The organism is Myxococcales bacterium (assembly GCA_016720545.1).
In the GTDB taxonomy this organism is placed as follows: Bacteria; Myxococcota_A; Polyangia; order Polyangiales; family Polyangiaceae; genus JAAFHV01.
In genome coordinates, this window is the sequence record JADKKK010000033.1 from 21,571 (window position 1) to 47,054 (window position 25,484).

Below are 25,484 nucleotides of genomic sequence, written 5' to 3' on the forward strand. Positions count from 1 at the left end.
TCGGGCTCGTCGCTCACGGTCCGCCTCAGGTGCGCCGCGAGCCGCGGAAGCCGCGACCGCGAGACGAACCCGAGCCGCCCGCGCCTCCGCCGGGGCGCCCGCCCTGCGAGGGTCTCGCGAGCGCGGGGGCCGCGCCGGCCGGGGCCTCGGCGCGAGGGGGCAGATCGGTCGGCGCCTGCGTGATGCGCGCGCGAATGAAGCGCTCGATGTCGGCCAGGAGCGGGCGCTCTTCGCCGTCGCAGAACGAGATGGCGCGCCCCTTGGCGCCCGCGCGGCCGGTGCGGCCGATGCGGTGCACGTAGCTCTCGGGCACGTTGGGCAGCTCGAAGTTGATGACGTGGGAGATGCCGTCCACGTCGATGCCCCGGGCCGCGAGATCGGTCGCGACGAGCACGCGGGTGGTGCCTGCGCGGAAGCCCTCGAGCGCACGCTCGCGCGCGCCCTGCGACTTGTTGCCGTGGATGGCCGCCGAGCCGATGCCCGCCCGGTCGAGCTGCTCGGACAGGCGGTTGGCGCCGTGCTTCGTCCGCGTGAACACGATCGCGCGCTCGACCTCGGGGCCCGACAGCACCTTCTCGAGGAGAGCGCGCTTGTCCTCGCGGTGAACGAACATCACGGTCTGGTGGACGCCCTCGGCGGTGGTCACCGCGGGGGTGATCGACGCGCGCACCGGATCGCGGAGCATGCTGCTCGCGAGGCCCTCGATGGCCGGGGGGAAGGTGGCCGAGAAGAACAGCGTGCGGCGCTCGCGCGGCAGCTGCGCCGTGACACGGCGCACGTCGTGGACGAAGCCCATGTCGAGCATGCGGTCGGCCTCGTCGAGCACGTAGTCCGTGACGCCGTCGAGGCGGAGCTTGCCCTGACCGGTGAGGTCGAGGAGGCGGCCCGGGGTGGCGACGACGATGTCGGGGCGCTGCTCGAGGGCGATCTCCTGGCGGAGCTGGCTCACGCCGCCGTACACGACCACGTGGCGGATGTTGAGCTGCCGGCCGTACGCGCCGATGCGCTCGCCGATTTGCGCCGCGAGCTCACGCGTGGGCGTGAGGATGAGGACGCGCACCTTGCCGGTGTTCGCGGGCTCCTTCGCGAGGCGCTGCAGCAGCGGGAGCACGAACGCGGCGGTCTTGCCCGTGCCGGTCTGCGCGCACGCGATGACGTCGCGGCCCGCCAGGGACGAGGGGATGATGGCGGTCTGGATGGGGGTGGGCGTGTCGTAGCCCTCGGCGAGCACGGCCCGCACGAGCTCCGGCGCGAGGCCGAGCGCGGTGAAGGGCGACGCGGCGACGGCGGCGAGCTCCTCCGGCGAGGCGGCGGCGAGGCGCGGGGGCGCAGAGGCCGGGGCGAACGCGGCGAGCGTCGACGGCGGGAGGTGGCGCTGAGCCTGGCCGCGGGGCGCAGACGTGGACGTGGCGGACGACGAGGCAGAGGCCGACGCGGAGCGGCGGCGACGAGGACGAAAATGCATGAATGAAAGCGGGTCTCTCTCGCGGCAACGCGCGCGGAGGCGGGCGTTTGTAGGGGGCCGTCGTGCTGCCGCGTGGGCGCGGACGGGTTGCCCCGGCGCGTGGTGCAGTGGTGCGTGCGCCGAGGTTCGGCTCCACGAGGCGCAGGTGCCGCTCTCGCCGTCGGCGGAGGGTCGCGCAGCAAGAGCTGAACGGCGCAGAGGTAGCGCGCCCTCCCGCATGACGCAAGCGCCGCGACCGAAATCGGTGGGTTAGAGCTCGAGCACCGTGATGGAATACGGCGGGAGCTTCACCGACTCGGCGCTGGCTCCTTTGGCGTCGGCCGCCTCGATGAACGTCGTGCCTTTGCCGCCCGTGTAGACGAACTTGCGCTTCACGGCGGTGGTGCCGCAGCCCGACCAGTCGACGCTGGCGTCGAGCTCCTTCTCGGCCTCGAAGTTGAGCAAGATCGCCACGAGGGCGCGGGTCTTGGGATCGCGCGAGACGAAGATCGACACACCCAGCGGCGCCTCGGTCTTCACGAGCTCGTCGTGGAAGTGCGCGCCGTGGCCGTCGTAGTTGCGGTACGCGAGGAAGCCCTGGTACGCGGGCAGCTCCTTCTTGGGGGCCTGCCAATAGAACGCGGAGTCGACGCCGAACTCGGCGAAGCGCCCGAAGGCCTCGGCGATCGCGAGCGCCCCGGAGACGTGCTGCTCGGCGCCGAAGTTCCACTCGCCGATCTGCAGCTTGGTGCCCGGGTAGTTCTGGTCGATGAGCTCCTTCATCCGAGGGATGAGATAGATCCGATCTTTGATGTAGCTCTCGTCGACGTAGCTCTTGTCCCACAGCGCGCGGGTCGCGCGGAAGCGTCGCTGCGACGTGTACACGTCGTCGGCGCCCGTCATGTCGCGGTTCTGGATGTTCTCGCCCTGCGGGTAAAAGTGGACGTCCAGCACGTCGAGGTAGCGCTTCTTGTCCTTCTCGCCTTCGGCCCGCAGCTTCCGCAGGTACCATGCGAGCAGCGGCTCGCCGCCGTGGGCCTTGCGGTCGGGTGACCAGAAGAAGCCCTCCTTCGCGTCCTTCGCCGAGTAGAAATACGCGGGCCAGCCCCACGCGGAGGGCCCCGCGATCTCGCCCTCGGGATCCGCCTCGCGGATCATCTTGGCGTAGAGCAGGGTCCTCTCGAGCAGCTCGTCGTACGTGGTGGGCCACGGGTGCACGTCGCGGTGCGTGGAGTTCCAGAGGGCCGGTTCGTTGTCGAGGAGCCACTGCACCACGCGCCGCTTGCCAGCCTTCTTGTCGGCCTCGCGGAGGCGCCCGATCCACGCCTTCATCATCTCCGGCGTGCTCTTCACGTTGGCGCGCTCGGGGTTCGCGGTGAGCTCGACGCCGCCCGAGGTCTGGCCGTTGCCGCGGTCCTTGGCGGTGTCCTCGGGGTCGACCTTCGACTGCGGGCCGTACTCGGCGACGGGGAAGGAGTACGACTTCGTGTCCTTGGCGACCCACCCCAGCATGGGCACGGTGACCGCCGCGGTGCCGCCCGCTCTCTCGGCCTTGTCGAGGAAGGTCTCCGTGGAGTCGATCTTCACGTTCTGGAAAAACCAGTCGGTGGCGGTGTTCCAGGTCGCGATGTCGGGGTTGTAGCGGCTCGTCGTGTTGCCGCCCCAACGGTGTTGGGTCGCCCCGAGCTCCTTCGGCGCGTCGGCGAACGCGATGCCGTAAATGCGCGGGCTGATGGGCTTGCCCGGCTCACTGCAGAGTACACGGAGCTTCCCTCCGCTCTGCGGGCTGACACCCACCGGACGAGGTCCACCCCCCGTGGCGGACACCGGGGGCACCTTGGGGCGCGACAGGCCGTAGGCGCCGAGGCCCCCGACGACGAGCACCGCGAGCGAGATCCCAACAATCTTGGCCTTCTTCATGCTTAGGGTCCCCGAAGGGTACCAGCACGCGGCCCGTCTCCGCGACTTTCCATGCGACGAGGCTCGGCGCCGCACGCCTCGTCCGCCAGGGCCCATCGGCCCCCTCGGCGCCGCCGGCCTTCGGGAACATGGCGCCGAACCGTGAAGAGGTGGCCGGTCACGGCGCCGCGGGCGAGGAGCGCGTCAGTTCGTGAAGAGCTTGCCGACGGGGTTCTTCGGATCCTTGGTCGAGACCTTCACCGTTCGGTCGAGGTCGACCGTGCGCACGAGGTCGAAGCGATCTTTGCCGGCGTTGATGAAGAACGTGAGGCGATTCAGCTGGGGCTTGTCGTACCCGCGGGCGTCGGTCCGCTTGCTCACGCCGAGCACCGAGAAGCCGAACATCGAGCGGCCGTTGTACTTCTGGCTGGTGAGGTCGGCGTTGGAGGTGAGGCGCAGCACGGCGAGCTCGCGCGCGGTCTGGCCGGGGGCGTCGAGGGTGCGGTGGAGGGTGCCCGCGGCTCGCGCGTACTCGGCCGCGTAGGCGCGCACCGCCCGCTCGAGGGGGACCCGCTCGAGCTCGTTCGGATCGTAGTCGGGGCGCCGCGGCGTGCTCATGTGCTCACGCGCGGCCAGGGCGTCGCCCGCGAGGCTCTCCGATGCGTACGGGTGCGCGGACTCCACGGTGGAGTACCCGCGCACCGGGTTCTCGATCTCCAGGGTGGCGAACTTCTGCACGGACAGATCGTCGATCGGGAGCTGCTTCGGCAGGAGCTCGTCGCCGGCCTGCCACATCTCGTACGAGTGGTAGTGGGTGTGCCCGAAGATCAGCGTGCGGATCTGCGGGTTCTTCGCGATCCGCTCGAGCAGCGAGAGGTTCGAGAACCGGAGGGGCTTCGCGCTGGGACCCGTGAAGAGGTTTGCAAGGCACTTGCCGTCGGTGCCGCGCTCGCTCGGCTTGCAGTCGAACTCGGGATCGGGGCGCATCCACTCTTGCAGGCCGTCGTGCAGGCACGCCTCTTGTTGGTTGTTCGAGATGGCCCACCACGGGAGCTTGCACACCACGGGGTTCACCGCGGAGCTCACGATGTAGTTGATCGCGCTCTGCTGGACGCTCTGGTACTCGAGCTGCTCGAAGAGGTAGCCGAAGTCTTCGCCGTTGTGCCCGCCTCGCGGATCGTGGTGCGCGAGCATCACCACGTCGCCGCCGTCGTCGCCCGCCCGGGTGAGCTCGCGGTCGATCCAGTCGACCTGCACGTCGCTGAGGGCGCCGCCGTAGTTGACCGTGTACATGCCCCAGCCGGACCGCCGGTGCTGGCGCATCTCGTACGAGTGCAGGTTGATGTAGCGGTTTTTTCCGAATTTCCACGAGAAGTAGAGCGGCCCGTAGGTCTTCTGCCACTGCTGCAGGCCGTCGTAGAGGAACATGTTGCGCTCGGCCAGCGGGAGCGCCTTCCACCCGGCGGAGAACGTGTCGCCCGGGGCGCGGACGAACTGCCCGGTGAAGATGTCGCGGTGGAGCCCGCCGAGGACGGTCTCGGTGCGCTTCACGTACGCCGCGTAGTCGGCGAAGCCGTACCCCGGGGGCCACGCCTTGGGGGTCGCCTCGCCGACCACCTCCTCGATCGATGTGCCGAGCGCCGTGTCGAGCGCGCGCGCGGCGCCCGGGACGTGCCCGGTCGCGACGTAGCCGTCGTGGTTGCCCACGGTGAGAAAGATGGGGATCGTCAGGTTCTTCAGCGCGTTGACGATCACCTTCGCCTCTGCGGCGTACGTGGTGGCCACGTAGCGCTGCCGGAAGCCGGCGGGCGAGCCCCCGTTGTGGAGATCGCCGTTGAAGGTGATGAACGCGGAGCTGCGCACGCCCGGGTCGGGCGTGGTGTTCACGAAGTAGACGAAGTCGTCGAGCTTCGCGAGGGTCTTGGTGTCGAACAGATCGCCTACCGATACTTGGGTGTCGGTGACGTTCAGCGCGTTGTATTCGTCGGCCGCCTTGTCGAAGACGCGGAGCGCGTTGAACTGGTATTCGTAGACCGGCTTGGAGCTCTTGGTGACGAGCGCGTTGCCTTCGCGGATCTCCATTCGGAGGTCGTAGAGGCCGGCCGGCACGGCGGCCATGACGTCGGGGCGGAAGACGAACCGGTAGGTCTTGCGCGCCTTCAGCACGTCCGGCTGGTCGACGGGCTCCGGGTGCACGAGCACCTCGCTCGCCTTCAGCCGGATGTTGCCGGTGCCCGCCCCATAGAGCGCGGGGGTCTTGATCTCGGTCGAGGTGGCGCGCTGCGGCCGAGGGACGAGCAGGAACACCACGGCGCTCGCGTTGGTCTCGGAGAGGCTCACGACGCCGAGCTCGGTGCCGGGCTTCGTGCCGGTGACCTTCGGGGCGAGGTGCTTCAGCACGTCGTCCTCGAGGCGGGTGACCACCATGAACGAGTCCTGCGGGTCCGACTTCACGTAGAGGTTCGGGTTGCCGAGGGTGGGGTAGATGAGGCGATCGATCATGACGTGGCCGTCGATCGCGTAGGGCATCACCTGCTCGTTCTGCGCCGCTTCGGCGTAGAAGACGTCGGACAGGTAGGTCTCGCCGGCCTCGCTGATGACCTCCCACGGGCGCTCCTTCCGGAGGTCGAGCGGCGGCTCGGTGGGCGGGGTGGTGGTGCCCGTGGCGCTGGCGCTGGGCGTGACGCCGGGCTTCTTGCGCACCTCCGCACCGGGGTCGGGCTCGGAGCCGCACGCCTGGAGCTGGAACCCGAGGAGCCCAAGGAGGCCTATTCCGGCGAGGCGCACGTAACCACGGAGTGCCATGCGAGCAGTGTCGCACGCGGCGTGGGGGCGTCGAGGCGAATTTACCGCCCCGCGCGCCCCGCCGTTCGACCACCCGAGCCGGGCCGCCCACGGCTTGCTACGCTTGCGATATGCCGCCTCGAGAGCACCTCGTGTACACCGACGGCTCGTGCAAGGCGGGGCCCGACGGTCTGCGCCCGGGCGGGTGGGGGTACGTCGTGAAGTCTCCCACCGGTGCGGTCCTCGAGGGGCGCGGCTCGGCCGCCGCCACGCACGCCAAGGTGATGGAGGTGCGGGCCGTGGCCGAAGCGCTCGCGACCTTGCCCGAGGGCGCCCACGCGCGGGTGTTCTCGGACAACCAGGGGCTCGTCGCGACCCTGCAGGACAAGCTCGCCGACTACCGTCGCAGCGGCTTCGCCAACGTCGATCCGCTCCTGGTCGAACACCTCCGCGCGATCGACGCCAGCGTGACGGCGCGCGGGCTCCGCGTCGCGTTCCAGTGGGTGCGCGCGCACAACGGCAACGCGGGCAACGAGCGCGCCGACGCCCTCGCGGCCGAGGGGGCCCGCGCCGCGCGAGACGCCGCGCGCGGCGAGCGGAGCTGAAGAGCCGTCGTCGCGGTCGTGCTCCGGGCCGTGGTAGAGGCGGGGCATGCACGAGCGCACGGTCACGGTCACCGCCACCGCCTCCTCCAAGCTCCGCAACGCCGTGGCCTGCGGCCCGCACGCGCTCGTCGCGGACGAGCCGCTCGCGGTGGGGGGCACCGACCAGGGGCCGCCGCCGTTCGAGCTGCTCGCGGCCGCGCTCGGCGCGTGCACGAACATGACCCTACGCCTCTACGCCGACCGCAAAGGGTACGCGCTCGAGGGCCTCGAGGTGACGCTCGAGCAGCGTGAGCCGCGCGACCCGAGCCTCGTGCGGCACATCGTGCGCACCATCACGCTCCGCGGCGAGCTCGACGCGGACGCGCGCGGGCGGCTGCTCGCGATCGCCAACAAGTGCCCAGTGCATAGGGCGCTCGAGGGGTCGCGCGTGCAGGTCGAGACGCGCCTCGGCGACTGAGGCGCGTCGGCGCGCACGCGCCACCGCGGCGCGTGGGGGCCGGGCAGGTGCCCTTGCCTCCGCAGGTGGCGTAGCTCGTCGGTAGCCTCCACTCGCCGATGTTGTCGATCGAGCCCGACTCCGCACGACACTCATCGCTGCGGAGCGCCAGGCTCGTACGGCGGCACACGCTCGAGGCCTTGTGCGCGGAGGCGCCAGGCCCGCGGTCAGAGCGGGTGGCGCTGGTAGACCTGGCCGAGCGGCGTGAGGTTGCCGTCGTCGTCGAACAGCGCGGCCGGGCCACCCGGGAGCGAGCTCGGTGCGAACGAGAACCACGAGTAGCGCTCGACGAAGGGCGCGGCGTCGAGCAGCGGGAGCGCGCGACGCATGAACGCCTCGATGTCCGCGGGGGTGTAGCGGTTGGGGCGCTCCGGCGTCGCCGCCCAGTCGGCGGGCGCGAACTCGGTCAGCCACACGGGGCGCCCGTAGAGGGTGTGCACCGACTGGAGCACGTTGAGCAGGCTGTCGGCGTTGAGACCGCCGTACCAATGCACGGTCACGAAGTCGACGCGGAGGCCCTGGGCGTCGACCGCGGTCATGAACTCTCGCATCCACGCGTTCGTGGGGTTGACTGGCGCGGGGCTGCCGAGCCGGAGCCCCGTCGACTCGAACGCTGGCCAGGCCTCTAGCGCGCGAGCGACCGAGACGTTGGCCTGGTCGACGCCATCGGGCTCGTTCAGGCCGAGCAGCTCGGTGACGAAGCCCTGCGCGCGCTGCTGCGTGAGCGTGGCGATCGTCTCCTGGAAGGTCGGGGTCGGCCCGTAGTATCCCCAAATCATCGGCGCGAACGGGACCCCTTGTGGCCTCGTGGGCTGCAGGACGGCGCTCCACGAGTAGTGCCACGAGGGCTCGAGCGAGCTCACCTTCGCCTCCCACCCGGGGTTCTTCGTGGTGAGCGCGGCGCCCTTCTTGGCCGGCCACAAGGTGAACCGCTGGCTCGCGCCCGCCGGGTCGGAGAGGGGCGCGCAGGTGCGCTGTTCGATGCCGACGCCCGGCACCTGGGTGAGGCACCGCCGGCTGCGCGCGTTGATGAGCCGGAAGGTGTCCCCGGGGGCCGCGAGCACATGGAACGCCGCGCCAGGGTCCGCCGCGCCTTGGAGCACCGGGAGCCCCGCGGCGGTGCCGCCGGTCTGCAGGAGCAGGCCGCTCGCGCCGTTGCGGATCGTGAAGGTGCCGTCGGCCGCGGCGGTGAACGTGAACAGCTGCGCCGAGCCGCCGCTCTTCGCCGCGGCGCGTGCGCGCGCGGCGGGCGCGGGGCTCTCCATTTCCAGCGCGAGCCGCTCGGGCACTTGCATGACGACATACGGGACGTGCGCTTGCGGCACGAACGCCGCGCCGTCCTCGTACGTTGGCGTGGGCTCGGTCGAAGGAACTGGCGGCGGTGGCGGCGCCGTCGTCGCAGGAGGGGGCGGCGCGGTCGCGGTCGCGGTCGGCGCGCTCGACGCGGGCTCCGGCGGGGCAGGTGTCGAGGGGTCGGGCTCTCCGCCGCACGCGCTCGCGAGCGCGACAAGCCCGGCGACCACGGCGAGGAGGCTCACCAACCGCGCGCTTCTCATGTTGGCACCGTAGCCCGTCGAGCGCGGGGACGAAAGATCAAGCAGACCGAGAGGTTAGCTCGGCCTTGGCGCGCGCTGCGGGTTCAGCCTGGGCGGCAGGTGAGCTCGCCGCCGCGGACCAGGGGGAGCGTCATCGCCTCGAGCATCAACCAAGAGCGCCGAACCGCTTGATGACCGAGGATTTTCGCCGAGTTGCGAGCCGTGCGAGGCGCGACGACGAGTCCTACTGCTGCCCGGCGAGGAGGAGCAACGAAGTGCGGCGACGTAAATCGGCGAAAAGACGAGCAGAATCAACCTAGTAGCCCCTGCCGGACTCGAACCGGCACGCCCTTCCGGGCCAAGGATTTTAAATCCTCTGCGTATGCCATTCCGCCAAGGGGCCAAGGGGCCAGCGCTACTTGGGGTCCTCCGGCTTCGACTTGAAGTCGTGGTTGAAGTACCCGCCCACGCCCAAGAACACATAGGGCGTGAGCCCGAGCACGTCGTACCGCGTGGCCGTTACATCCAATCGCGGGTCGATGCGGAAGTGCGGGTTCACGGGAATGGAGAGGCCGAGGGTGCCGCCGAACGTTCCGCCGTTCACCCCGCCGCTGCCGCGCACGCCGCCGAGCGCGCCCGCCGTGAAAGCCAAGCGGTCGGGGCTCGTCAAGAACGAGATGCGCGCGGCCCCCATGTAGCCGGTGACCGAGTTGATCGACGAGACCTGCGCGGTCGCGCCCACCAGCACGACCTTGGCGAAGCGGAACATGAAGTCGGCGCCGCCGGCGAGCCCGCCGCTGCCGTCGCCCGCGGTCTCCCGCGCGATACCGATGCCGCCGACGTGCGCGCCGACGATGATGCCCGCGCTCGTGGGCGGAGGCCGCGGCGGCGTCGAGGGCTTCGCGTTGTCCGGCGGCGGGTAGAGCGGCGGAGGGGTGCCCGGCGCCCCGGGCACGGCAGCCGGCGGCGGTGGGCCCGAGCCCGGCGCAAGCGCGAGGGTGACCGAGCGGGTCTCTTTCTCCTTGATCGTGACGTCGAGGGTGCTCTGCGCGTAGCCGTCGGCCCGCGCCGAGACCTTCGCGACGCCGGGGTTCACGGGCCGCGCGACGCCGACGAGATCCAGTGGAATGATCACGTTGTTGACGACCACCTGGAGGTTCCGCAGGCCCTCGGGCTTCGGCGACAGCTCGATCTTCAGGCTCGGGATGCGCGCGCGCACCCCCGGCAGCTCGGCCGCGGCCTGGGTCTTCGCCTGCACGAACACGTCGGGGGCGCTGGGCGCGAGCTGCACGCGCTTCAGGGTCTCGTAGGTCTCCGCCGCCTCGACGAGCTTGCCCGTGAGCACCTGGCACTGCGCGATGTGCATCAAGTGGGTCGGCGCGTCGTAGAGGTTCTGCGCCTTCTGGAAGAGCACGAGCGCGTCGGCGGGGTGCCCCGCGTCTTGCGCCTTCACGCCGTCGGTGAAGAGGGCGCGGGCGGCCGCCTTCTTCTCGGCCTCGGAGAGCTGGGCCTGTGCCTCCGCGCGCCGAGGCGCGAGAGAGATCGCTGCGGTGAGGAGCGCGAGGGCGAGCGTAGCGTGACGGAGGGGGCGTCGCATGGGCATCCTGGTCGAGCGATTCGGGGAGCGCGGCCCTGACCGCGGAGACACGCGGGCGCGGCTGGTCTGGCTGGTCTGGCTGGTCTGGCTGGCCGCGCCGAGCGTACACTAGCCCGCGATGGAAGCCATGGAAGCGATGGAGCAGGAGCGTCGCGCCGCCCTCGCCGCCCTCGTCGAACGCGCCGCTGCGGCGCTCGCGTCGGCCTCGGCGCTCGTCATCGCCGCGGGCGCGGGGATGGGGGTCGACTCGGGGCTGCCCGACTTTCGGGGCGACGAGGGCTTCTGGCGCGCCTACCCTCCGTTCCGCGCGCTCGGCCTCGGGTTCGCCGACCTCGCGAACCCGCGCTGGTTCGCGTCGGACCCCGGGCTCGCGTGGGGCTTCTATGGGCACCGCCTCGCGCTCTATCGGCGGACCGCGCCGCACGCGGGCTTCGAGGTGCTGCGGCGCTGGGCCGCGCGCGCGGGCCGCGCGTTCGTCTTCACCTCGAACGTGGACGGTCAGTTTCAGCGCGCGGGCTTCGACGAGGCGCACATCGTCGAGTGCCACGGCAGCATCCATCATGTGCAGTGTACACGCGAATGTGGGATGCCGCTCCACGGGGCCGAGGGCGTGTCGATCGACCTCGACCCGGTGACCCTGCGCGCGCGCCGGCCCTGGCCCGCGTGCCCGCGGTGCGGCGGGCTCCTCCGCCCGGCGATCCTCATGTTCGGCGACGGGGCGTGGGACGGCTCGCGTACCGAGGCGCAGGAGGAGCGCCTCGCGGCCTGGCTCGAGGACGCGAAGCGTGCGCGCGCGGCCCGCGGCGCCGGAGTCAGCCGTGGCGCCGACGGACGAGGCTGGGTGATCGTCGAGTGCGGCGCGGGCACGCACGTGCCTACGGTGCGAGGTTTCTCCGAGGGGCTGGCGCGGGCGTACGAGGCGACCCTCGTGCGTATCAACGTGCGCGAGCCCGAGGTGCCTCCCGCGCGACGAGGCGCGCCGGAGCACGTGGGCCTCGCCTTGGGCGCCCGCGAGGCGCTGGCGGCCATCGACGCGGGGCTCGAGCGGCTCGGGTGACGTGGCTCAGTAGCCCGGCTGGTCGTGCTTGGGCTTGACCTGCGGCGGCGGTGGCGGCGGCTGCGGAGCGGGCTGGGGAGGCGGGGGAGGCGGCGGCGAGACCGCGGGGGGGGGCGGGGCGGAGGGCGCCGTCGACGGGGTGGGCTTGCCGGGCTTCCCGGGCTTCCCGGGCGCCGTCGACGGGCCGGGCGCGAAGGTGGGCTTCCCGGGAGTGGCCACCGAGGCGGCAGGGGCCGCGAGGGCCGCCGAGGCCGTCGCGCTCGAGGGCGCGAGGGGCTCCATGGTGGGGAGCGGCGCGGCGGCGCTCGCGGGAGGTTGCGGCGAGGCCACGACCCCGACCGACGACTGAGCGGCGGAGGCGCGGCTCCGCGCGAAGAGCGTGAGGCCGCCGGCGCCGAGGCCGAGGGCCAGCACCGCCGCGGCGACGCCGGCGATCAGGAGGCCGCTCGGCCCGCGCACGAGCTCACGCGACTCGTGATCGAGCGCGTTCGCGGTGAACGGCGCCGACGTGCCGCCGGCCGCCACCACGGAGTCCGGGCTGAGCGTGGGGGCGACGCCCATGGCCGCGGCGCCGACTGGCATGAAGGGCGTCGCCGGCGTGCCCGCGTTTCCACGCCGCACCGTGATCCCCGCCGCGAAGGCGAGGCCGTCGATCGCCTCCGCCATCGTGGAGAAGCGACGCTGGGGGTCCCGCTCGAGCGCCGTGATGAACCACGCGTCGAACGCGGGCGGCAGCTCCGGCGCGACCTGAGATGGGACGGGGAGGGGCGAGGTGCAGATCTTCACGAGCAGGTCACCGACGGACTCGCCCTCGAAGGGCAGGCGCCCGGTCACCGCGCGGAACGCGATGACGCCGATGGACCACACGTCTGTGCGGTGATCCACGTTCCGGAGCCCGCGCGCCTGCTCGGGCGACATGTAGTAGGGCGTGCCGAGCACGGCGCCCGTCTTGGTGCTCGACGTGAGCCCGGGGGAGCCGCTCGACGGCTGGACCTTGGCGATGCCGAAGTCGAGCACCTTGGCGATCTCTTCATCGTCGTCCGGCGAGGTCACGAGGAAAATGTTCTCGGGCTTCAGGTCGCGGTGGACGATGCCCTTCTCGTGCGCCTGCGCGAGCGCCCGCCCCACCTGCTGGAGGATGCGCGCGGCGTCCGCGAGCGGCAGTCGATGGAGGCGCTGGAGCCGCTTGTCGAGCGGCTCGCCCTTCAGCATTTCCATGACGATGTAGGGCTTGCCGTCCTCCGTCACGCCGTGGTCGAAGATCTGGATCGCGTGCTTCGACTGGATCGAGGCCGCCGCGCGTGCTTCGCGGTCGAAGCGCGTGCGCGCGTCGGCGTTGTCCGCGTAGTCGTTCTCGATGAACTTGATGGCGACCGTGGTGCCGAGCGACGCGTGGCGGCCCTCCCACACGGAGCCCATGCCGCCTTGGCCGATGCGGCGCACCAGCTGGTACTTGCCAGCGACGAGGGACGAGGAGGTCGGCGGGAGGGTCTGGTTCATGGGCGTCTACTTCGCTAGCAAAGCACGTGCCGACTGAGGAGGCCGCTCCACCGCCGCGCCTTGGCCCCCAGCTGCGCGTCTCAAAGCGTAGTCCCGCGCCGGGGGAGCGTCCAGCGGGGCGAGACGGGGGCTCGGGGGCGGGGTCCTCGCGCGCTATTTCCAGTGCCGGGGTGGGTGAGAACGGCGCTATACGCGGTGCATGAGCCGAGGCGCCCCGTGACGCTGGAGAAGTCGGCCGCGCTGCCCGCCGCGGGGGCGCCGGGCGTGCTGTACCTGGTCGACCTGTCCGGGTACGTGTTCCGCGCCTACCACGCGATAGCCCCCCTCTCGAGCTCCCGTGGCGAGGTCACCCACGCGGTGATGGGCACCGTGAACATGCTGCAGAAGGTGGTCAACGACCGCCGCCCGGCCATGTTCGCCGTGGCGATGGACTCGCGCACGCCGAGCTTCCGCAAGGAGATCGACCCCCGGTACAAGGCGACGCGCCCGCCCGCCCCGCCGGATCTGGCCTCGCAGATGGTGCGTTGCCGCGAGATCGTAGGGGCTTATGGCATCCCCATCTTTCAGAAAGACGGTCTGGAGGCCGACGACCTCATCGCCGCGGTGACGGCCCGGGCGCTGACCGACGGGATGTCGGTGGTGGTGGTCAGCGCCGACAAAGACCTCATGCAGCTGGTCCGGGACGATGACACCCGTGTCGTGCTGTGGGACTCGATGCGTGACCGCGTGTATGGACCCGCCGAGGTCGCGACGAAGTTCGGTGTGCCGCCGAGCCAGCTCCGCGACCTCCTGGCGCTCACCGGCGACACCTCGGACAACGTCCCCGGCGTGCCGAGCGTGGGGCCCAAGACCGCGGCCGACCTCTTGGGTCAGTTCGGCACGCTCGAGGGCGTCTATGCGCGCCTCGACGAGGTGAAGCGCGTGAAGCTCCGCGACGCGCTCCGCGAGCACGAGGCCGACGCGCGCCTCTCCCAGCGGCTCGTCACGCTCGACGCGACCGCCGAGCTCACGTGGAGCCCCTCGGAGCTCGCGTACGGCGGCGCCGATGTGGACCGACTCCGCGAGCTCTTCACCGAGCTCGAGTTCCACAGGCTCCGCGATCAGCTGGACGGTGGCGGCGGCGGCGGACGCGCGCCGACGGCGCCACGCGGGCCCTCGGCGCGCTCGGGCGCACCCAAGCCCGCGGCCCCGGCGCCCGTGGTGCGCACGACCCGCGCGCTCCTCACCGAGGCCGAGCTCGTCGCGCTCGTGGCCGACGCCACCGCCAAGGGCCGACTCGCGGTGTCGGTCGTCGTGGTCGGCGAAGACCCCATGCGGGCGGCGCTGGTCGGCCTCGGCCTCGCCGCCACCGAGGGCGACGGCCGGTACCTGCCGCTCGCCCACCGCACGCTCGGCGCTCCTTCGCAGCTCGCCCTCTCGACCGTCGTCGCCGTGCTCGGCCCCGCGCTCGCGAGCCCGGCGATCGAGAAGTGCCTCGCGCCCGGGCGCTTCATCGAGCACGTGCTCGAGCGCCACGGCATGCCCCTCGCGGGCCTCGTCTTCGATCCTGCGCTCGCTGGGTACGTGCTCGATCCCGAGACCCCGCATACGCTCGCCGACCTCGCGCGCCGCGAGCTCGGCCTCGAGCTCACGGTCCCCGGCTCGCAGGCGCGCGGGAAGGCCCGCCTCGACCCCGACGAGATCGACGTCGAGTCGTTCATCCCTTATGCGGGCGGCCTCGCCGACGCGGCGCTCTCGGTCTCGCTCCGGCTCGGACAGCGCGTCGAGCAGGAGGGCATGGGCGAGCTCCTCCAGGACCTCGAGCTGCCGCTCGCGCGCGTGCTGGTGAAGCTCGAGCGGGCCGGCGTCCTCCTCGACGAGGCCCGGCTCGCGGGCGTGGGCGAGCGCCTCACGGGGGAGCTCGCGGATCTCGAGCGCCGCGCGAAGGAGCTCGCCGGTCACGAGTTTGCGCTCCGCTCGCGCGACCAGCTCGAGACCATCCTCTTCGACGAGCTCAAGCTCCCCGTCATCAAGCGCACGCCGAAGGGCGGCCGCAGCACCGACGCGGCCGTGCTCGAGGAGCTCGCGGGCCGGCACCCGCTGCCCGAGGTGATCGTCCACCACCGCGAGCTCGACAAGCTGAAGGGCACCTACGTCGACGCCCTGCCGCGCGCCGTAAACTCCGTAACATATCGTATTCACACGCAATTCGAGCAGACCGTCGCGGCCACGGGGCGCCTGTCGTCGATCGAGCCGAACCTCCAGAACATCCCGATCCGCAGCGCCGTGGGTCGCGAGATCCGCTCGGCTTTCGTCGCGCCCGCGGGCTCGGCGATCGTGTCCGCCGACTACTCGCAGATCGAGCTCCGGCTCCTCGCGCACCTCTCCGAAGATCCGCGCCTCTGCGAGGCGTTCGCGAGCGGCGAGGACGTGCACGCCTACACCGCCTCGCTCGTCTTCGAGGTGCCCCTCGGGGAGGTCACCTCGGAGATGCGCCGCCGCGCGAAGGCCATCAACTTCGGGGTCATCTACGGGATGGGCGACTCGGCGCTCGCCAAGCAACTCGGCATCGCGCGCGCCGAGGCGGCGGCCTTCATCGAGGCCTACTTCCAGCGCTACGAGGGGGTGAAGTCCTACCTCGATCGCACCGTGGCCGACGCGAAGCGCGGCGAGACCGTGCGCACGCTGCTCGGGCGGCGGCGCTTCTTGCCGAACCTCCACTCGGCCAACCGCGGGCTCCGCTTCGAGGCCGAGCGGGTCGCGAAGAACACGCCCATCCAGGGGTCCGCAGCCGACCTCATGAAGGTCGCGCTGCTCGCCCTCGACCGCGCTCCCGTCTCGCCCGGCGCGCGCATGGTGCTCACGGTGCACGACGAGGTGGTGTTCGAGGTGCCCCTGGCCGAGCTCGCGCAGGCGAGCCTCAACGCGAAGGCGATCATGGAGGGCGTGGCCACGCTGCGCGTGCCGCTCGTGGTCGACGTGGCCCACGGGCCGAACTGGGCAGAGGCCCACGGATGAGCGCGCCCGGCGTCGCGAGGTCGACCCCGCCGAACCGGCGCCGCATGCTCGACGCCCTCGTCGCGCGGTCGTCGCGCTCGCTCGTGCTCGGCCTCGGGCTGACCCTCTTCGTGCTCGCGGCCACGCCGCTCTTCTTCACGGAGGTCCCGCCCATGCAGGACCTCCCGAACCACCTCGCGTCGATCCACGTGGTCACACATCCGGCGCTGTATCCGGAGTTCGTCTTCAACGGCCACATGAAGACCAACGGCGCGCTCTTCGCGTGGCTCCACGCGGTGGGCGGCGTCACGGGCACGTTCCTCGCGGCCAAGCTCTTCACGTTCCTCGTGCTGGCCGCGGGCGCGTTCGCGCTCCCGTGGGCCGTGCTCGTGCTCACCGAGAGCAAGGCGAAGGCGGTGCTGGCGTCTCTCTTCGCGTGGCCCATGGTGCACAACTGGTTCGTGTCGATGGGCATGCTCGATTTTGCGCTGGGCGTGCCCATCTCGCTCGCCGTGCTCGCGCTCTGCCACCTGCACCTTGGCTCGTCTCGCTCGCCTCGCGCGCCGCGCGGCCTCACGGGCGCGCTCATCGCGCTCCTCGGCGTGATCGGGTGGTACGCGCACGTGTTCGCGCTGCTCGTCATGTACCTGCTCATCCTCGTCGAGCTGGCCCGCCGCGGGCGCGCCGGGTTCGTCGCCGGTCTGCGCGCGCTGGCCCTGCCGCTCTGCCCCGCGGCCACCCTCGTGGTCCTCTCGGTCGCCGTGCACCTCGGCGAGCCGAAGGGCACCATGAGCGGCCACGTGGCGATCTTCGCCGTGCTGCCCGCGTGGGAGCTGCTCTACAACGCCTGGGCCGAGTGGCTCTGGGGCTTCACCAAGCTCGAGGTGCTGACGCTGCTCCCCACGGCGGCGCTCGTGATCTTCGCGCTGCGCGGCCGCAAGGTCGACGTGCCGTTCTTCTCGTCGTGGGCCCTCGGCGTGCTCGTGGCGGCGTACATCTTCACGCCCTACGCGGCCACGAACTGGTTTCACATGAACTCGCGGTTCCTGCCGTACCTGTGGTTCGCCGCCCTGGTCCGGGTGCCCGAGCGCCTGCCCCGCGGGGTGGTCGCGCTCGGGCTCGTCGCCGCGGTGCTCAACATGGCGGCGATGAGTGTAGACTACACGCGACTGGAGCGCGATCGGCGCGCCTTCACCGCGGGCATCGACGCGGTGCCGCGGGGCGCGCGCCTCATGCCGCTCGTGTTCCGCGCGAAGGGCGTGAGCGAGAACTCACGGAGCCTCCTGCACGCGTGGGGCTTCTACGTGGTCGCGAAGGACACGAGCGCGCCGCTGCTCTTCGCGCACTCGCGCTCGTTCCCCGTCATGTACCGCGAGGCCCCCCCCGATCGTTGGAACCACCTCGTGCTCGAGGGCTTCGCCCCGGGCATGCGCTCGGCCGACGGCATGTGCGCGTTCCTTCACCAGAACAACCTCCGCCCCGACGACTGCCCGCGCGAGTACCGCGAGCGGTGGGCCGAGTTCTGGGCGGAGGCCACCCCGCGCTTCGACCACGTGCTCATGTGGGAGGCCACGCCCGAGGCGCGGGCCAACGTGCCCCGAGCTACCGCGTGTCCTTCGAACGGGCGCCGCTCGTCATTTACGAGCGCGTCAGCGGGGGCGCACCCTGAGGTCGACGCGGCGGCCGATCGCGAGCGCGAAGAACGCCTGCCCCTCGCTCCCCGCGTAGCTGCCGCCGATCGCGAACACGTCGCCGTGGAGGCCGTCGTGCACGGTGTCGGGCGACACGGTGGCCACGAGGTGCAGCCGCGTGACCTTCCCGCGCGAGGTGAACGCGCGGCCGCCCACGAGGGCGAGGGTGCGGCGGATGCCCGCGGCGAGGGGCGCCGTGGCCCCGGGGCCCACCTGGGAGTCCACGAGCTTGCCTGTCTCGTCGAGAGTGAGCACCACGTCGACCTCGCCCGCCGCGCCGAGGGGCGCGGTGGTCCACGCGGGATCGGCGCTGGCGGCCTGGGGGAAGCCGCGCGTGAACGCCGTCGCCAGGTCGACCGCGCCGCGCTCACCCGCCGCGCCGTACACGGGCGGCCCCGAGCCGGTGGCCGACTCGGGGGAGGCGCCCGGTGGCCCCCGCGGCGGCCTGCAGGGTGGTGGGGCCGGCGGTGGGTGCGGCGCGCCCGCGAGGGCTCGCGGGGCGGCTCGGGCCGTCGCCCTCGGGGGTGGCTTTGGTGCCCGGCGCGGCGCTGGCGCTGGTGGCGGTCGGCTCGGGCGCGGGGGCCGGCGCGGCGGGCGCGACGTCGTCGGGGGGCGTGAGCGTCGGCGCGGGCAGCTCGAAGGAGTCGCCCACCAGGTTCTTGAGGCCTCCCACCGGCGCCGGGGGCTCGACGGACACGGCGGCCTGCGCCCGACGCACCGTGAGCACGGCGGCCGCGGTCACGTGCGCCGTGACCGACAGCGTGATCGCGAGAACGAGGGCGCCGGCTCTCTCCATCGCGCTTCAGTCTACCCCGAAGCTGAAAGGTTCCCGCCTGGCGCGCGCCTCCGGGCGTTTTCGCGCGACGCCCCGCGGAGGCCGCGGGCTCGCTCAGTAGGTCTCGACGTGGAACCGGCCCTCGCGTCGCAGGGAGTCGAGCGTCGAGGGCCAGTCCATAGCGTGCAGTCTGCAGATGTCGGCGAGCGCCTCGAGCACGCCCGCCTCCATTCGCTTGTGCCCGCAGATGAACACGAACGTGTCTTCGCTCGCCAGGAGGCGCGCCACGTCGTCGCCCCGCGCCCGCAGGCGGTCTTGCACGTAGGCCTTGGGGGAGCCCGGCGCGCGAGAGAACGCGAGCTCCACGTCGATGAAGTCCTTCGGGAGCTTCTGCAGCGGCCCGAAATAGGGCAGCTCCCCGGGCGCGCGCGCGCCGAAGAAGAGAGAGAGCTCGCCGCCCTCGCGGAGCGCGAGCCGCCGGCGCCGGCGCTCGGTCATCGCCCGCATCGGGGCCGAGCCCGTGCCGGTGCAGATCATGAGCAGGTTCGCGCCCGGGTGGTTCGGCATGAGGTAGCTCGCGCCGTAGGGGCCCGTGACCGCCACCGTGTCGCCGCGGGCGAGATCGCAGAGGTAGCTCGAGGCGACGCCGCGCACCGGGCGCCCCTCGTGGTCCACCGTGACGCGCTTGACCGTGAGCGCGAGGTTGTTGTGCCGCGGCCGCTCCCCGTCGCGCGGGCTCGCGACCGAGTAGAGGCGCACGTGGTGGGGGCGCCCGTGGGCGTCCTGCCCCGGCGGCAGCACGCCGATCGACTGCCCCTCCAGCACGGGGAAAGCCCGCTTGCCGAAGTCGAGCACGAGGTGCCGAATGTCGCTCTCTGCGTCGTCGTCGGTCAGGCGCAGATTGCCGACTACGGTGGCGGTCGCGGGGCGGTCGGGCGTGTAGAGCCCCACGTAGGGGTGCGCCGCGGACCACGGCGGCGGCACGTGCCCGCCGAGCGCCGTGGCCTGCTCGGTGAGCCGCAGCACGTCGGGTGGCACCTGCGCGCTGGAGGGATCCCCGGCCCCGCCGGTCGCGGCCGGGGGCGCCTCATCGTGGGGGAGCGAGTCCCACGCGAGCTGGTCTTGCACGGAGTGCGGCGTGCTCACCTGGCGCCAGCTGTCGATGGCGCCGGTGGGGCAGGGGGGCAGGCAGTCGCCGCACGCGTCGCACAGCTCGAAGGTGATGGCGTACTGCCGCTTATCGTGGAGGATGGCGCCCGTGGGACAGGCCTCTTCGCACGTGTTGCAGCGGATGCAAACGTCCGGATCGATGAGGTGCTGGCGGGCCAGCGGGAGACTCACGGAGCTCGCGCTCGTGGGGCTCGCGCCCGCGGGAGGGCTCGTCGGGGCCACGGTCAGTTGAAGCGGACGTAGGCGAAGTCGGGCGCCATGTTGTTCACGCCGCGGAGCGGCGGCGCGATGTAGCTCGCGTACTTGCCGGGCTCGATCACGCGCCCCATCAGCGACTGCACGTGGGCCTCGTCCTCCTTCGTGGGCAGCCACTCGGCCTCCCGCGCGCGCCACTCGGCCTCGGAGAGCACCTCCCCGGTCGGGCTCACGAAGGCCTTCGAGAACACGCCGATCTTTCGGTGGAACGCCTTGTGGGGCAGCGTCAGAGCGCGGGCGATCCCGGCGCGCGCGAGCACCTTGTTCCAGCGATCGACGCCCGCCTGGCAGTCGACGATGTAGTCGTCTCGGAGGCGCTCGTTCAGCGTCATGAGGGCGTTCTCGCGGCCCTCCACGAGCCTCGCGCCGTCGAACGTGAGGAGCGGGTAGTCGCGCGTCGACAGCTCGTGATCGTCGTCGATCTTGTCCTCCTCGAAGCGCCCCTTCAGGCCCTCTCGGTAGAAGGTCGAGGCGTTCGACGACACCTCCGACCCGTAGAGGTCGAGCGTCACGCTGAAGTGGAAGTTCAGATACCGCTGCAGCGTGTCGAGGTCGATCACGCCGTGCCGGCGCACCTGGTCGGGCGCCTCCACCTTGTGCTGCTTCATGATCTCGGCCGTGCGCTGGAGGATGCGGGCGATGCCCGACTCGCCGACGAAGAGGTGGTGGGCCTCCTCGGTGAGCATGAAGCGCGTGGAGCGAGCGAGCGGATCGAACGCGCTCTCGGCCAGCGCCGCGAGCTGGTACTTGCCGTCGCGGTCGGTGAGGAACGTGAACATGAAGAACGAGAGCCAGTCGGGGGTGCGCTCGTTGAACGCCCCGAGGATGCGCGGCTTGTCCTCGTCGCCCGACCGCCGCGCGAGCAGCTCGTCGCCCTCCTCGCGCCCGTCGCGGCCGAAGTACGCGTGGAGGAGGTACACCATCGCCCAGAGGTGCCGGCCCTCTTCCACGTTCACCTGGAGGAGGTTGCGGAGATCGTAGAGCGACGGCGCGGTCCTCCCGAGATGCCGCTGCTGCTCCACGCTGGCCGGCTCGGTGTCGCCCTGGGTGACGATGATGCGCCGGAGCGTGCTGCGGTACTCGCCGGGCACCTCGTTCCACACGGGCTCTCCGCGGTGCTTGCCGAAGCCTACCTTGCGGTCCGGCTCGGGCGGCGTGAGGAAGATGCCCCAGCGGTAGTCAGGCATCTTTACGTAGTCGAAGTGCGCCCACCCTTTGGGATCGACGCTCACCGCGGTGCGCAGGTACACGTCCCACGGCGTGCTGTCGACCGGGCCCATCTCGCGCCACCACGCGAGGTAGCCCGGCTGCCAGTGCTCGAGCGCGCGCTGGAGCTGCTTGTTCGACGCGAGGTCGACGTTGTTCGGGATCGTGGAGCTGTAGTCGATCGCCATGGGGCCTCTGCGCGAGCTCGGGAGCGGGAGCGCTCGCGGGTCGCGAAAGCAACGCGCGTGCTCAGCGCGCCGCTGGCCCGGCGAGCCGGATTTCGGGCGCCCGGGGCCGCGCGAAGCGCAATTCGTGCGGGTCTCATCGCAGCCCTTGCGCGTTCTCCGGGCGTGCCTCACGAAAGAGGCACGTTTCGCTTGCGGCCCGCCTTCGCCGGTGCCATGACATCGCCCGCATGAGCCCCGCACGACTCGCAGGTGTCACGTTGCCGCTCGCCGCGCTCCGCACGACGGACGACTGGGGCGTAGGTCAAGTGTCGGCGCTGGGCGCTTTTGCCGAGCTCGCGCTCCTCGCCGGGAGCCGCCTCGTGCAGATCCTGCCTCCGTACGAGCTCGCCGCCGGCGAGTCCAGCCCCTACGGCGCGCGCACCGCCTTCGGGCTCGACCCCATCTACCTCACCATCCGCGAGATCCCCGAGCTCGCGGGCGAGGCGCTCTCAGGCTTCCGAACCGCCGAGGTCGACGCAGAGATCGCCCGCCTGCGCGCGGCGCCGCGCGTCGATTTCACCGCGGCGCGGGCCCTCAAGGAGCGCGCGCTGCGCCACGCGTTCGAGCGCTACCTCGCGAACGACCACGGCCGCGGCACTCCTCGCGAGGCGGAGCTCCGCGCGTTCGCCGACCGCTCCCCCTGGGCCCGCGATCTCGCGCTTTATGTGGCCCTCCGCGACTCGCACGGCGGCTACGGCTGGTCCACCTGGCCGGAGCCCGAGCGCGACCGGGCCCCCGAGGTCGTCCGCCATGGCGACTCGCCCGACCCCGGGCACCCGCTCGGCCGCGCCGTGCTCGAGCACCTGTACCGTCAGCTCCTGCTCGAGTCGGAGTGGCGCCGCGCGCGCGCGCGCCTCGGGGAGCTCGGGGTCGAGCTCATGGGCGATCTGCCCTTCATCGTCGGGAGCGAGAGCGCCGACGTGTGGGTGAACCGCGCCGAGTTCCGGCTCGATCTCTCGCTCGGCGCCCCGCCCGACGCGTTCTCGGCCGACGGCCAAGACTGGGGCCTCCCCGCGTACGACTTCCACACGTTGGACGCGACCGATCTCCACTGGATCCGCCAGCGCACGGCCCACGCCGCTACCCTCTACGACCGCTTCCGGCTCGACCACGCGATAGGCTACTTCCGCCAGTGGGTGCGCGCGCCCGGCTCGAAGGGGGCGTTCCTGCCCGACTCCGAGCCCGCGCAGCAGGCGCGCGGTGAGAAGGTGCTCTCGGCCATCCTCGAGGCCGCGGGCCCGTCGCAGGTCATCGCGGAAGACCTCGGGGTCATCCCGGACTTCGCGCGGGAGAGCCTGGTCCGCCTCGGCATCCCTGGCTACCGCGTGCTCCCCTGGGATCGCCGCGACGGCGTGTACACCCGCCCGAGCGACCTCCCCGAGCGCAGCGTCGCGTGCTGGAGCACCCACGACACGGCGCCGATCACGGCCTGGTGGCCCGAGCTCGAGGCGTGGGAGCGCGAGGCCCTCGCCAAGAACTGGGGCCTCGCCACGCCGTTCGCGACGGACGAAGAGCGAAACCTCGCGCTCCTCGGCGCGCTCTACTCGTCGCGCTCCGAGCTCGCCCTCGTGCTGGTGCAAGAGCTCCTCTTCGAGACCACCCGCGTGAACACCCCCGGCGTGGTGGGGCCCGAGAACTGGACCTACAGGCTCCCTGCGGATCTCTCCGAGCTCCTGCGGGACCCCACGCTCCTCGCCCGCTTCGAGCGCGTCCGTGGGCTCCTCCGCGAGAGCGGCCGCCTCTAAACTCCGCGGCGCCGTGTAGACTCACGCCCCATGGAGTACACCCTCCGTCCCGGCCACCCGTTCCCGCTCGGCGCGACGCCCGACGCCCGCGGCGTCAATTTCGCCGTGTATTCGGCGCACGGCACGGGCGTGGACCTCTGCCTCTTCGACGAGGCGAACCGGGAGACACGCATCCCGCTCCGCGAGCGCACGGCGCACGTCTACCACGCACACGTCGAGGGCGTCCGCGCCGGGCAGCGCTACGGCTACCGCGTCTTCGGCCCCTACGAGCCGCGGAGCGGCCACAGGTTCAACCCCAACAAGCTGCTCGTCGACCCCTACGCCCGCGCGGTGCACGGCAAGGTCGACTACGCGGCGCCCGTGTTCGGCTACGCGCGCGAGCTCGGCCGCGACGACCTCACCCCGAGCCTCGAAGACAGCGCGGCGGGGGTGCCCCGCAGCGTGGTCGTGGACATCTCGGGCTTCGACTGGGAGGGCGACGCGCCCCCCGACGTCGCCTGGGCCGACACGGTGCTCTACGAGGCCCACGTGAAGGGGCTCACCATGCTGCACCCGGACGTGCCGCCGGAGCTCCGCGGCACGTACGAGGGCCTCGCGCACCCCGCGGTGCTGGAGCACCTCGTGAGCCTGGGCGTCACCACCGTGGAGCTGCTCCCCGTACACGAGCACGCCGACGAGCACTTCCTCTTCAAGCGCGGGCTCACCAACTACTGGGGCTATTCGACGCTCTCGTACTTCGCTCCGAGCGCGCGCTTCGCGCGGGTGCGAGGGCGGCAGGTCGACGAGTTCCGCGCGATGGTGAAGGGGCTCCACGCGGCGGGCCTCGAGGTCGTGCTCGACGTGGTCTACAACCACACGTGCGAGGGCGACAAGCTAGGCCCCACGCTCTCGCTCCGAGGGTTCGACAACCGCTCGTATTACCGCCTGAAACGCAGCGATCTGCGCGAATACGAGGACTTTACGGGCTGCGGCAACAGCCTCGACATGCAGTGTCCGCAGAGCCTGAAGCTCGTGATGGACAGCCTCCGCTACTTCGTCACTGAGCTGCACGTCGACGGCTTCCGCTTCGACCTCGCCAGCACGCTCGCGCGAGAGCTGCAGTCGGTCGACAAGATGAGCGGCTTCTTCGATATCATCCACCAGGACCCCGTGCTCTCCCGCGTGAAGCTCATCGCCGAGCCGTGGGACCTCGGCGAAGGGGGGTATCAAGTGGGCAATTTCCCGGTCCTCTGGACCGAGTGGAATGGCCGCTATCGCGACACCGTCCGCCGCTTCTGGACAGGCGACAAGCGCCAGGTGGGCGATATGGGCTTTCGCCTCACGGGCTCGAGTGATCTCTACGAGCGCGACGGCCGCCACCCGCAGGCGAGCATCAACTTCGTCACGGCGCACGACGGCTTCACGCTGCGCGATCTCGTGAGCTACGAGCGAAAGCGCAACCTCGACAATCGCGAAGAGAACCGCGACGGCACCGACGACAACGCCTCGTGGAACTGTGCGGTCGAGGGCGAGACCGAGGACCCCGAGGTCTGCGAGCTCCGCGCGCGCCAGGCGAGAAACCTCATGCTCACGCTTGGCCTCTCGCTCGGCGTGCCCATGATCACCGCGGGCGACGAGCTCTGGAAGACGCAGCGTGGAAACAACAACCCGTACGCGCAAGACAACGCGCTGTCCTGGGTCGACTGGGGCCCCACGCCGGAGGGCGACGAGCAGCTTCAGTTCTCGCGGCGGGTCTTCGAGCTCCGCGCGAGCCACCCGGTGTTCCGGCGGCGGCGGTTCCTGCGCGGGGCGAAGGTGGGGCTCGCGCCCGACGTCGCCTGGTTCCGCCCCGACGGCGCTGTGATGGTCGGCGCCGACTGGTCGAACCCGCGGCAGCCGCTCCTCGCGTGGCTCCTCGCGGGCGACGCGCTGGCCTACCAGGACGAACGCGGCGCGCCGGTCGAGGACGACACCTTCCTCGTGATCATGTCGTCGATGCGCGAGCCCGCCACCTTCACCGTGCCCGGCCCGGAGTGGGGCAGGAAGTGGTCGCTGGTGCTCGACAGCGCGGTGCCGGGCGAGCCGGAGGTCGCGATCGCGCTGGCCGGCGACGTGCTCGACCTCCTCCCTTGCCACGCGCGGGTCTTCCAGCGAGATTCGAAGGAGCGAGGCTCGCTCCTGCCCCTGCGCAGCGCGCGCCCCGCGGGCGACGTGTAGCTCGCGCGCTCCTCTGCCACGTGGAAAGGGAGGGAACCGTGACCGAAGACCCGCGAGCCCAGCTCGTCCTCGACATTGAGATCGCCCTGGTGGATTGGAAGCCGGTGGCGCAGCCGCACGAGCTCGCCGCGCTCGCCGAGCTGCTCCTCGACGCGAAGGACGCCGAGCCCGAGGAGCTGCCCCAGGTGGAGGCGCAGTTCCGCGGCCTCGAGCGGTTCGTCGAGTCGCGCCGCGCGAGCGTCGCGTTCGCCGCCGTTCGACCCAAGAGCTGACGGGCGAGAGGCGCGGGCGTCTCCGCGCGATGGAGCGCGCTGCGGCGGGCTGCT

Annotated in this window: 16 protein-coding genes and 1 tRNA gene; 8 read left to right on the forward strand and 9 right to left on the reverse strand. The window is 71.7% G+C overall.

Going from position 1 to position 25,484, the window contains the following annotated elements; all coding sequences use genetic code 11:
* Positions 1 to 25: 25 nt before the first annotated feature.
* The 3 genes from IPQ09_26560 to IPQ09_26570 form a co-directional block, all read right to left on the reverse strand.
* A complete protein-coding gene (locus IPQ09_26560) occupies positions 26 to 1,465 on the reverse strand; it encodes a DEAD/DEAH box helicase (GenBank protein ID MBL0197711.1) in 1,440 nt (479 codons plus the stop codon).
* Positions 1,466 to 1,714: 249 nt separating this feature from the next.
* Positions 1,715 to 3,364 carry a glycoside hydrolase family 44 protein gene (locus IPQ09_26565; GenBank protein ID MBL0197712.1) on the reverse strand — a complete coding sequence of 550 codons (1,650 nt, stop codon included), beginning with the start codon at positions 3,362 to 3,364 and terminating at the stop codon, positions 1,715 to 1,717.
* A 183-nt stretch (positions 3,365 to 3,547) separates the two neighbouring features.
* On the reverse strand, positions 3,548 to 6,148 hold the full coding sequence (locus tag IPQ09_26570; GenBank protein ID MBL0197713.1) for a metallophosphoesterase: 2,601 nt from the start codon (positions 6,146 to 6,148) through the stop codon (positions 3,548 to 3,550).
* A gap of 110 nt (positions 6,149 to 6,258) precedes the next feature.
* Here IPQ09_26570 and IPQ09_26575 point away from each other — a divergent pair, with 110 nt between their 5' ends.
* Both IPQ09_26575 and IPQ09_26580 read left to right on the forward strand, forming a co-directional pair.
* The gene (locus tag IPQ09_26575; GenBank protein ID MBL0197714.1) at positions 6,259 to 6,732 is read left to right on the forward strand and encodes a hypothetical protein; all 474 of its coding nucleotides are present in this window, start codon (positions 6,259 to 6,261) and stop codon (positions 6,730 to 6,732) included.
* A gap of 46 nt (positions 6,733 to 6,778) precedes the next feature.
* The gene (locus IPQ09_26580; GenBank protein ID MBL0197715.1) at positions 6,779 to 7,189 is read left to right on the forward strand and encodes an OsmC family protein; all 411 of its coding nucleotides are present in this window, start codon (positions 6,779 to 6,781) and stop codon (positions 7,187 to 7,189) included.
* Between the two features lie 206 nt (positions 7,190 to 7,395).
* On the opposite strand, the gene IPQ09_26585 is transcribed toward IPQ09_26580, so the two are convergent.
* From IPQ09_26585 to IPQ09_26595, 3 genes are all read right to left on the reverse strand, one after another.
* On the reverse strand, positions 7,396 to 8,784 hold the full coding sequence (locus IPQ09_26585; protein ID MBL0197716.1) for a hypothetical protein: 1,389 nt from the start codon (positions 8,782 to 8,784) through the stop codon (positions 7,396 to 7,398).
* A gap of 299 nt (positions 8,785 to 9,083) precedes the next feature.
* Positions 9,084 to 9,166: transfer RNA gene (locus tag IPQ09_26590), tRNA-Leu, on the reverse strand.
* A gap of 12 nt (positions 9,167 to 9,178) precedes the next feature.
* On the reverse strand, positions 9,179 to 10,360 hold the full coding sequence (locus IPQ09_26595) for a hypothetical protein (protein MBL0197717.1): 1,182 nt from the start codon (positions 10,358 to 10,360) through the stop codon (positions 9,179 to 9,181).
* A gap of 136 nt (positions 10,361 to 10,496) precedes the next feature.
* Between IPQ09_26595 and IPQ09_26600 the strand changes: the two genes are divergently transcribed.
* Positions 10,497 to 11,417, forward strand: a complete 921-nt coding sequence (locus tag IPQ09_26600; GenBank protein MBL0197718.1) for an NAD-dependent protein deacetylase — start codon at positions 10,497 to 10,499, stop codon at positions 11,415 to 11,417.
* A 6-nt stretch (positions 11,418 to 11,423) separates the two neighbouring features.
* Here IPQ09_26600 and IPQ09_26605 read toward each other — a convergent pair whose 3' ends face one another.
* Positions 11,424 to 12,917 carry a serine/threonine protein kinase gene (locus IPQ09_26605; protein ID MBL0197719.1) on the reverse strand — a complete coding sequence of 498 codons (1,494 nt, stop codon included), beginning with the start codon at positions 12,915 to 12,917 and terminating at the stop codon, positions 11,424 to 11,426.
* Positions 12,918 to 13,139: 222 nt separating this feature from the next.
* Here IPQ09_26605 and polA point away from each other — a divergent pair, with 222 nt between their 5' ends.
* Positions 13,140 to 15,914 carry a DNA polymerase I gene (gene polA, locus IPQ09_26610; GenBank protein MBL0197720.1) on the forward strand — a complete coding sequence of 925 codons (2,775 nt, stop codon included), beginning with the start codon at positions 13,140 to 13,142 and terminating at the stop codon, positions 15,912 to 15,914.
* Positions 15,911 to 18,202 carry a hypothetical protein gene (locus IPQ09_26615; protein ID MBL0197721.1) on the forward strand — a complete coding sequence of 764 codons (2,292 nt, stop codon included), beginning with the start codon at positions 15,911 to 15,913 and terminating at the stop codon, positions 18,200 to 18,202. Before polA ends, IPQ09_26615 begins: the two co-directional genes overlap by 4 nt.
* A 271-nt stretch (positions 18,203 to 18,473) precedes the next feature.
* Here the strand turns inward: IPQ09_26615 and boxA are convergent, their stop codons facing one another.
* Together boxA and boxB are read right to left on the reverse strand one after the other, a co-directional pair.
* Complete coding sequence (gene boxA, locus IPQ09_26620) at positions 18,474 to 19,700, reverse strand: benzoyl-CoA 2,3-epoxidase subunit BoxA (GenBank protein ID MBL0197722.1); 1,227 nt, start codon at positions 19,698 to 19,700, stop codon at positions 18,474 to 18,476.
* Positions 19,701 to 19,753: 53 nt separating this feature from the next.
* Positions 19,754 to 21,178, reverse strand: a complete 1,425-nt coding sequence (gene boxB / locus IPQ09_26625) for a benzoyl-CoA 2,3-epoxidase subunit BoxB (GenBank protein MBL0197723.1) — start codon at positions 21,176 to 21,178, stop codon at positions 19,754 to 19,756.
* A 227-nt stretch (positions 21,179 to 21,405) separates the two neighbouring features.
* Between boxB and IPQ09_26630 the strand changes: the two genes are divergently transcribed.
* Genes IPQ09_26630 through IPQ09_26640 form a run of 3 tightly spaced genes read left to right on the forward strand, consistent with a single transcriptional unit; the run spans position 21,406 to position 25,430 of the window.
* On the forward strand, positions 21,406 to 22,962 hold the full coding sequence (locus IPQ09_26630; GenBank protein MBL0197724.1) for a 4-alpha-glucanotransferase: 1,557 nt from the start codon (positions 21,406 to 21,408) through the stop codon (positions 22,960 to 22,962).
* Positions 22,963 to 22,992: 30 nt separating this feature from the next.
* Positions 22,993 to 25,158, forward strand: a complete 2,166-nt coding sequence (gene glgX / locus IPQ09_26635) for a glycogen debranching protein GlgX (GenBank protein MBL0197725.1) — start codon at positions 22,993 to 22,995, stop codon at positions 25,156 to 25,158.
* A 38-nt stretch (positions 25,159 to 25,196) separates the two neighbouring features.
* Entirely contained in the window at positions 25,197 to 25,430 is a 234-nt protein-coding gene (locus tag IPQ09_26640) for a hypothetical protein (protein ID MBL0197726.1), read from the forward strand.
* Positions 25,431 to 25,484 lie beyond the last annotated feature (54 nt).

Excerpts from the sequence above, each read along its gene's own strand:
- IPQ09_26560 (MBL0197711.1), bottom strand. The coding sequence starts at position 1,465 with ATGCATTTTCGTCCTCGTCGCCGCCGCTCCGCGTCGGCCTCTGCCTCG.
- IPQ09_26565 (MBL0197712.1), bottom strand. The coding sequence starts at position 3,364 with ATGAAGAAGGCCAAGATTGTTGGGATCTCGCTCGCGGTGCTCGTCGTC.
- IPQ09_26570 (MBL0197713.1), bottom strand. The coding sequence starts at position 6,148 with ATGGCACTCCGTGGTTACGTGCGCCTCGCCGGAATAGGCCTCCTTGGG.
- IPQ09_26575 (MBL0197714.1), top strand. The coding sequence starts at position 6,259 with ATGCCGCCTCGAGAGCACCTCGTGTACACCGACGGCTCGTGCAAGGCG.
- IPQ09_26580 (MBL0197715.1), top strand. The coding sequence starts at position 6,779 with ATGCACGAGCGCACGGTCACGGTCACCGCCACCGCCTCCTCCAAGCTC.
- IPQ09_26585 (MBL0197716.1), bottom strand. The coding sequence starts at position 8,784 with ATGAGAAGCGCGCGGTTGGTGAGCCTCCTCGCCGTGGTCGCCGGGCTT.
- IPQ09_26595 (MBL0197717.1), bottom strand. The coding sequence starts at position 10,360 with ATGCGACGCCCCCTCCGTCACGCTACGCTCGCCCTCGCGCTCCTCACC.
- IPQ09_26600 (MBL0197718.1), top strand. The coding sequence starts at position 10,497 with ATGGAGCAGGAGCGTCGCGCCGCCCTCGCCGCCCTCGTCGAACGCGCC.
- IPQ09_26605 (MBL0197719.1), bottom strand. The coding sequence starts at position 12,917 with ATGAACCAGACCCTCCCGCCGACCTCCTCGTCCCTCGTCGCTGGCAAG.
- IPQ09_26615 (MBL0197721.1), top strand. The coding sequence starts at position 15,911 with ATGAGCGCGCCCGGCGTCGCGAGGTCGACCCCGCCGAACCGGCGCCGC.
- boxB (MBL0197723.1), bottom strand. The coding sequence starts at position 21,178 with ATGGCGATCGACTACAGCTCCACGATCCCGAACAACGTCGACCTCGCG.
- IPQ09_26630 (MBL0197724.1), top strand. The coding sequence starts at position 21,406 with ATGAGCCCCGCACGACTCGCAGGTGTCACGTTGCCGCTCGCCGCGCTC.
- glgX (MBL0197725.1), top strand. The coding sequence starts at position 22,993 with ATGGAGTACACCCTCCGTCCCGGCCACCCGTTCCCGCTCGGCGCGACG.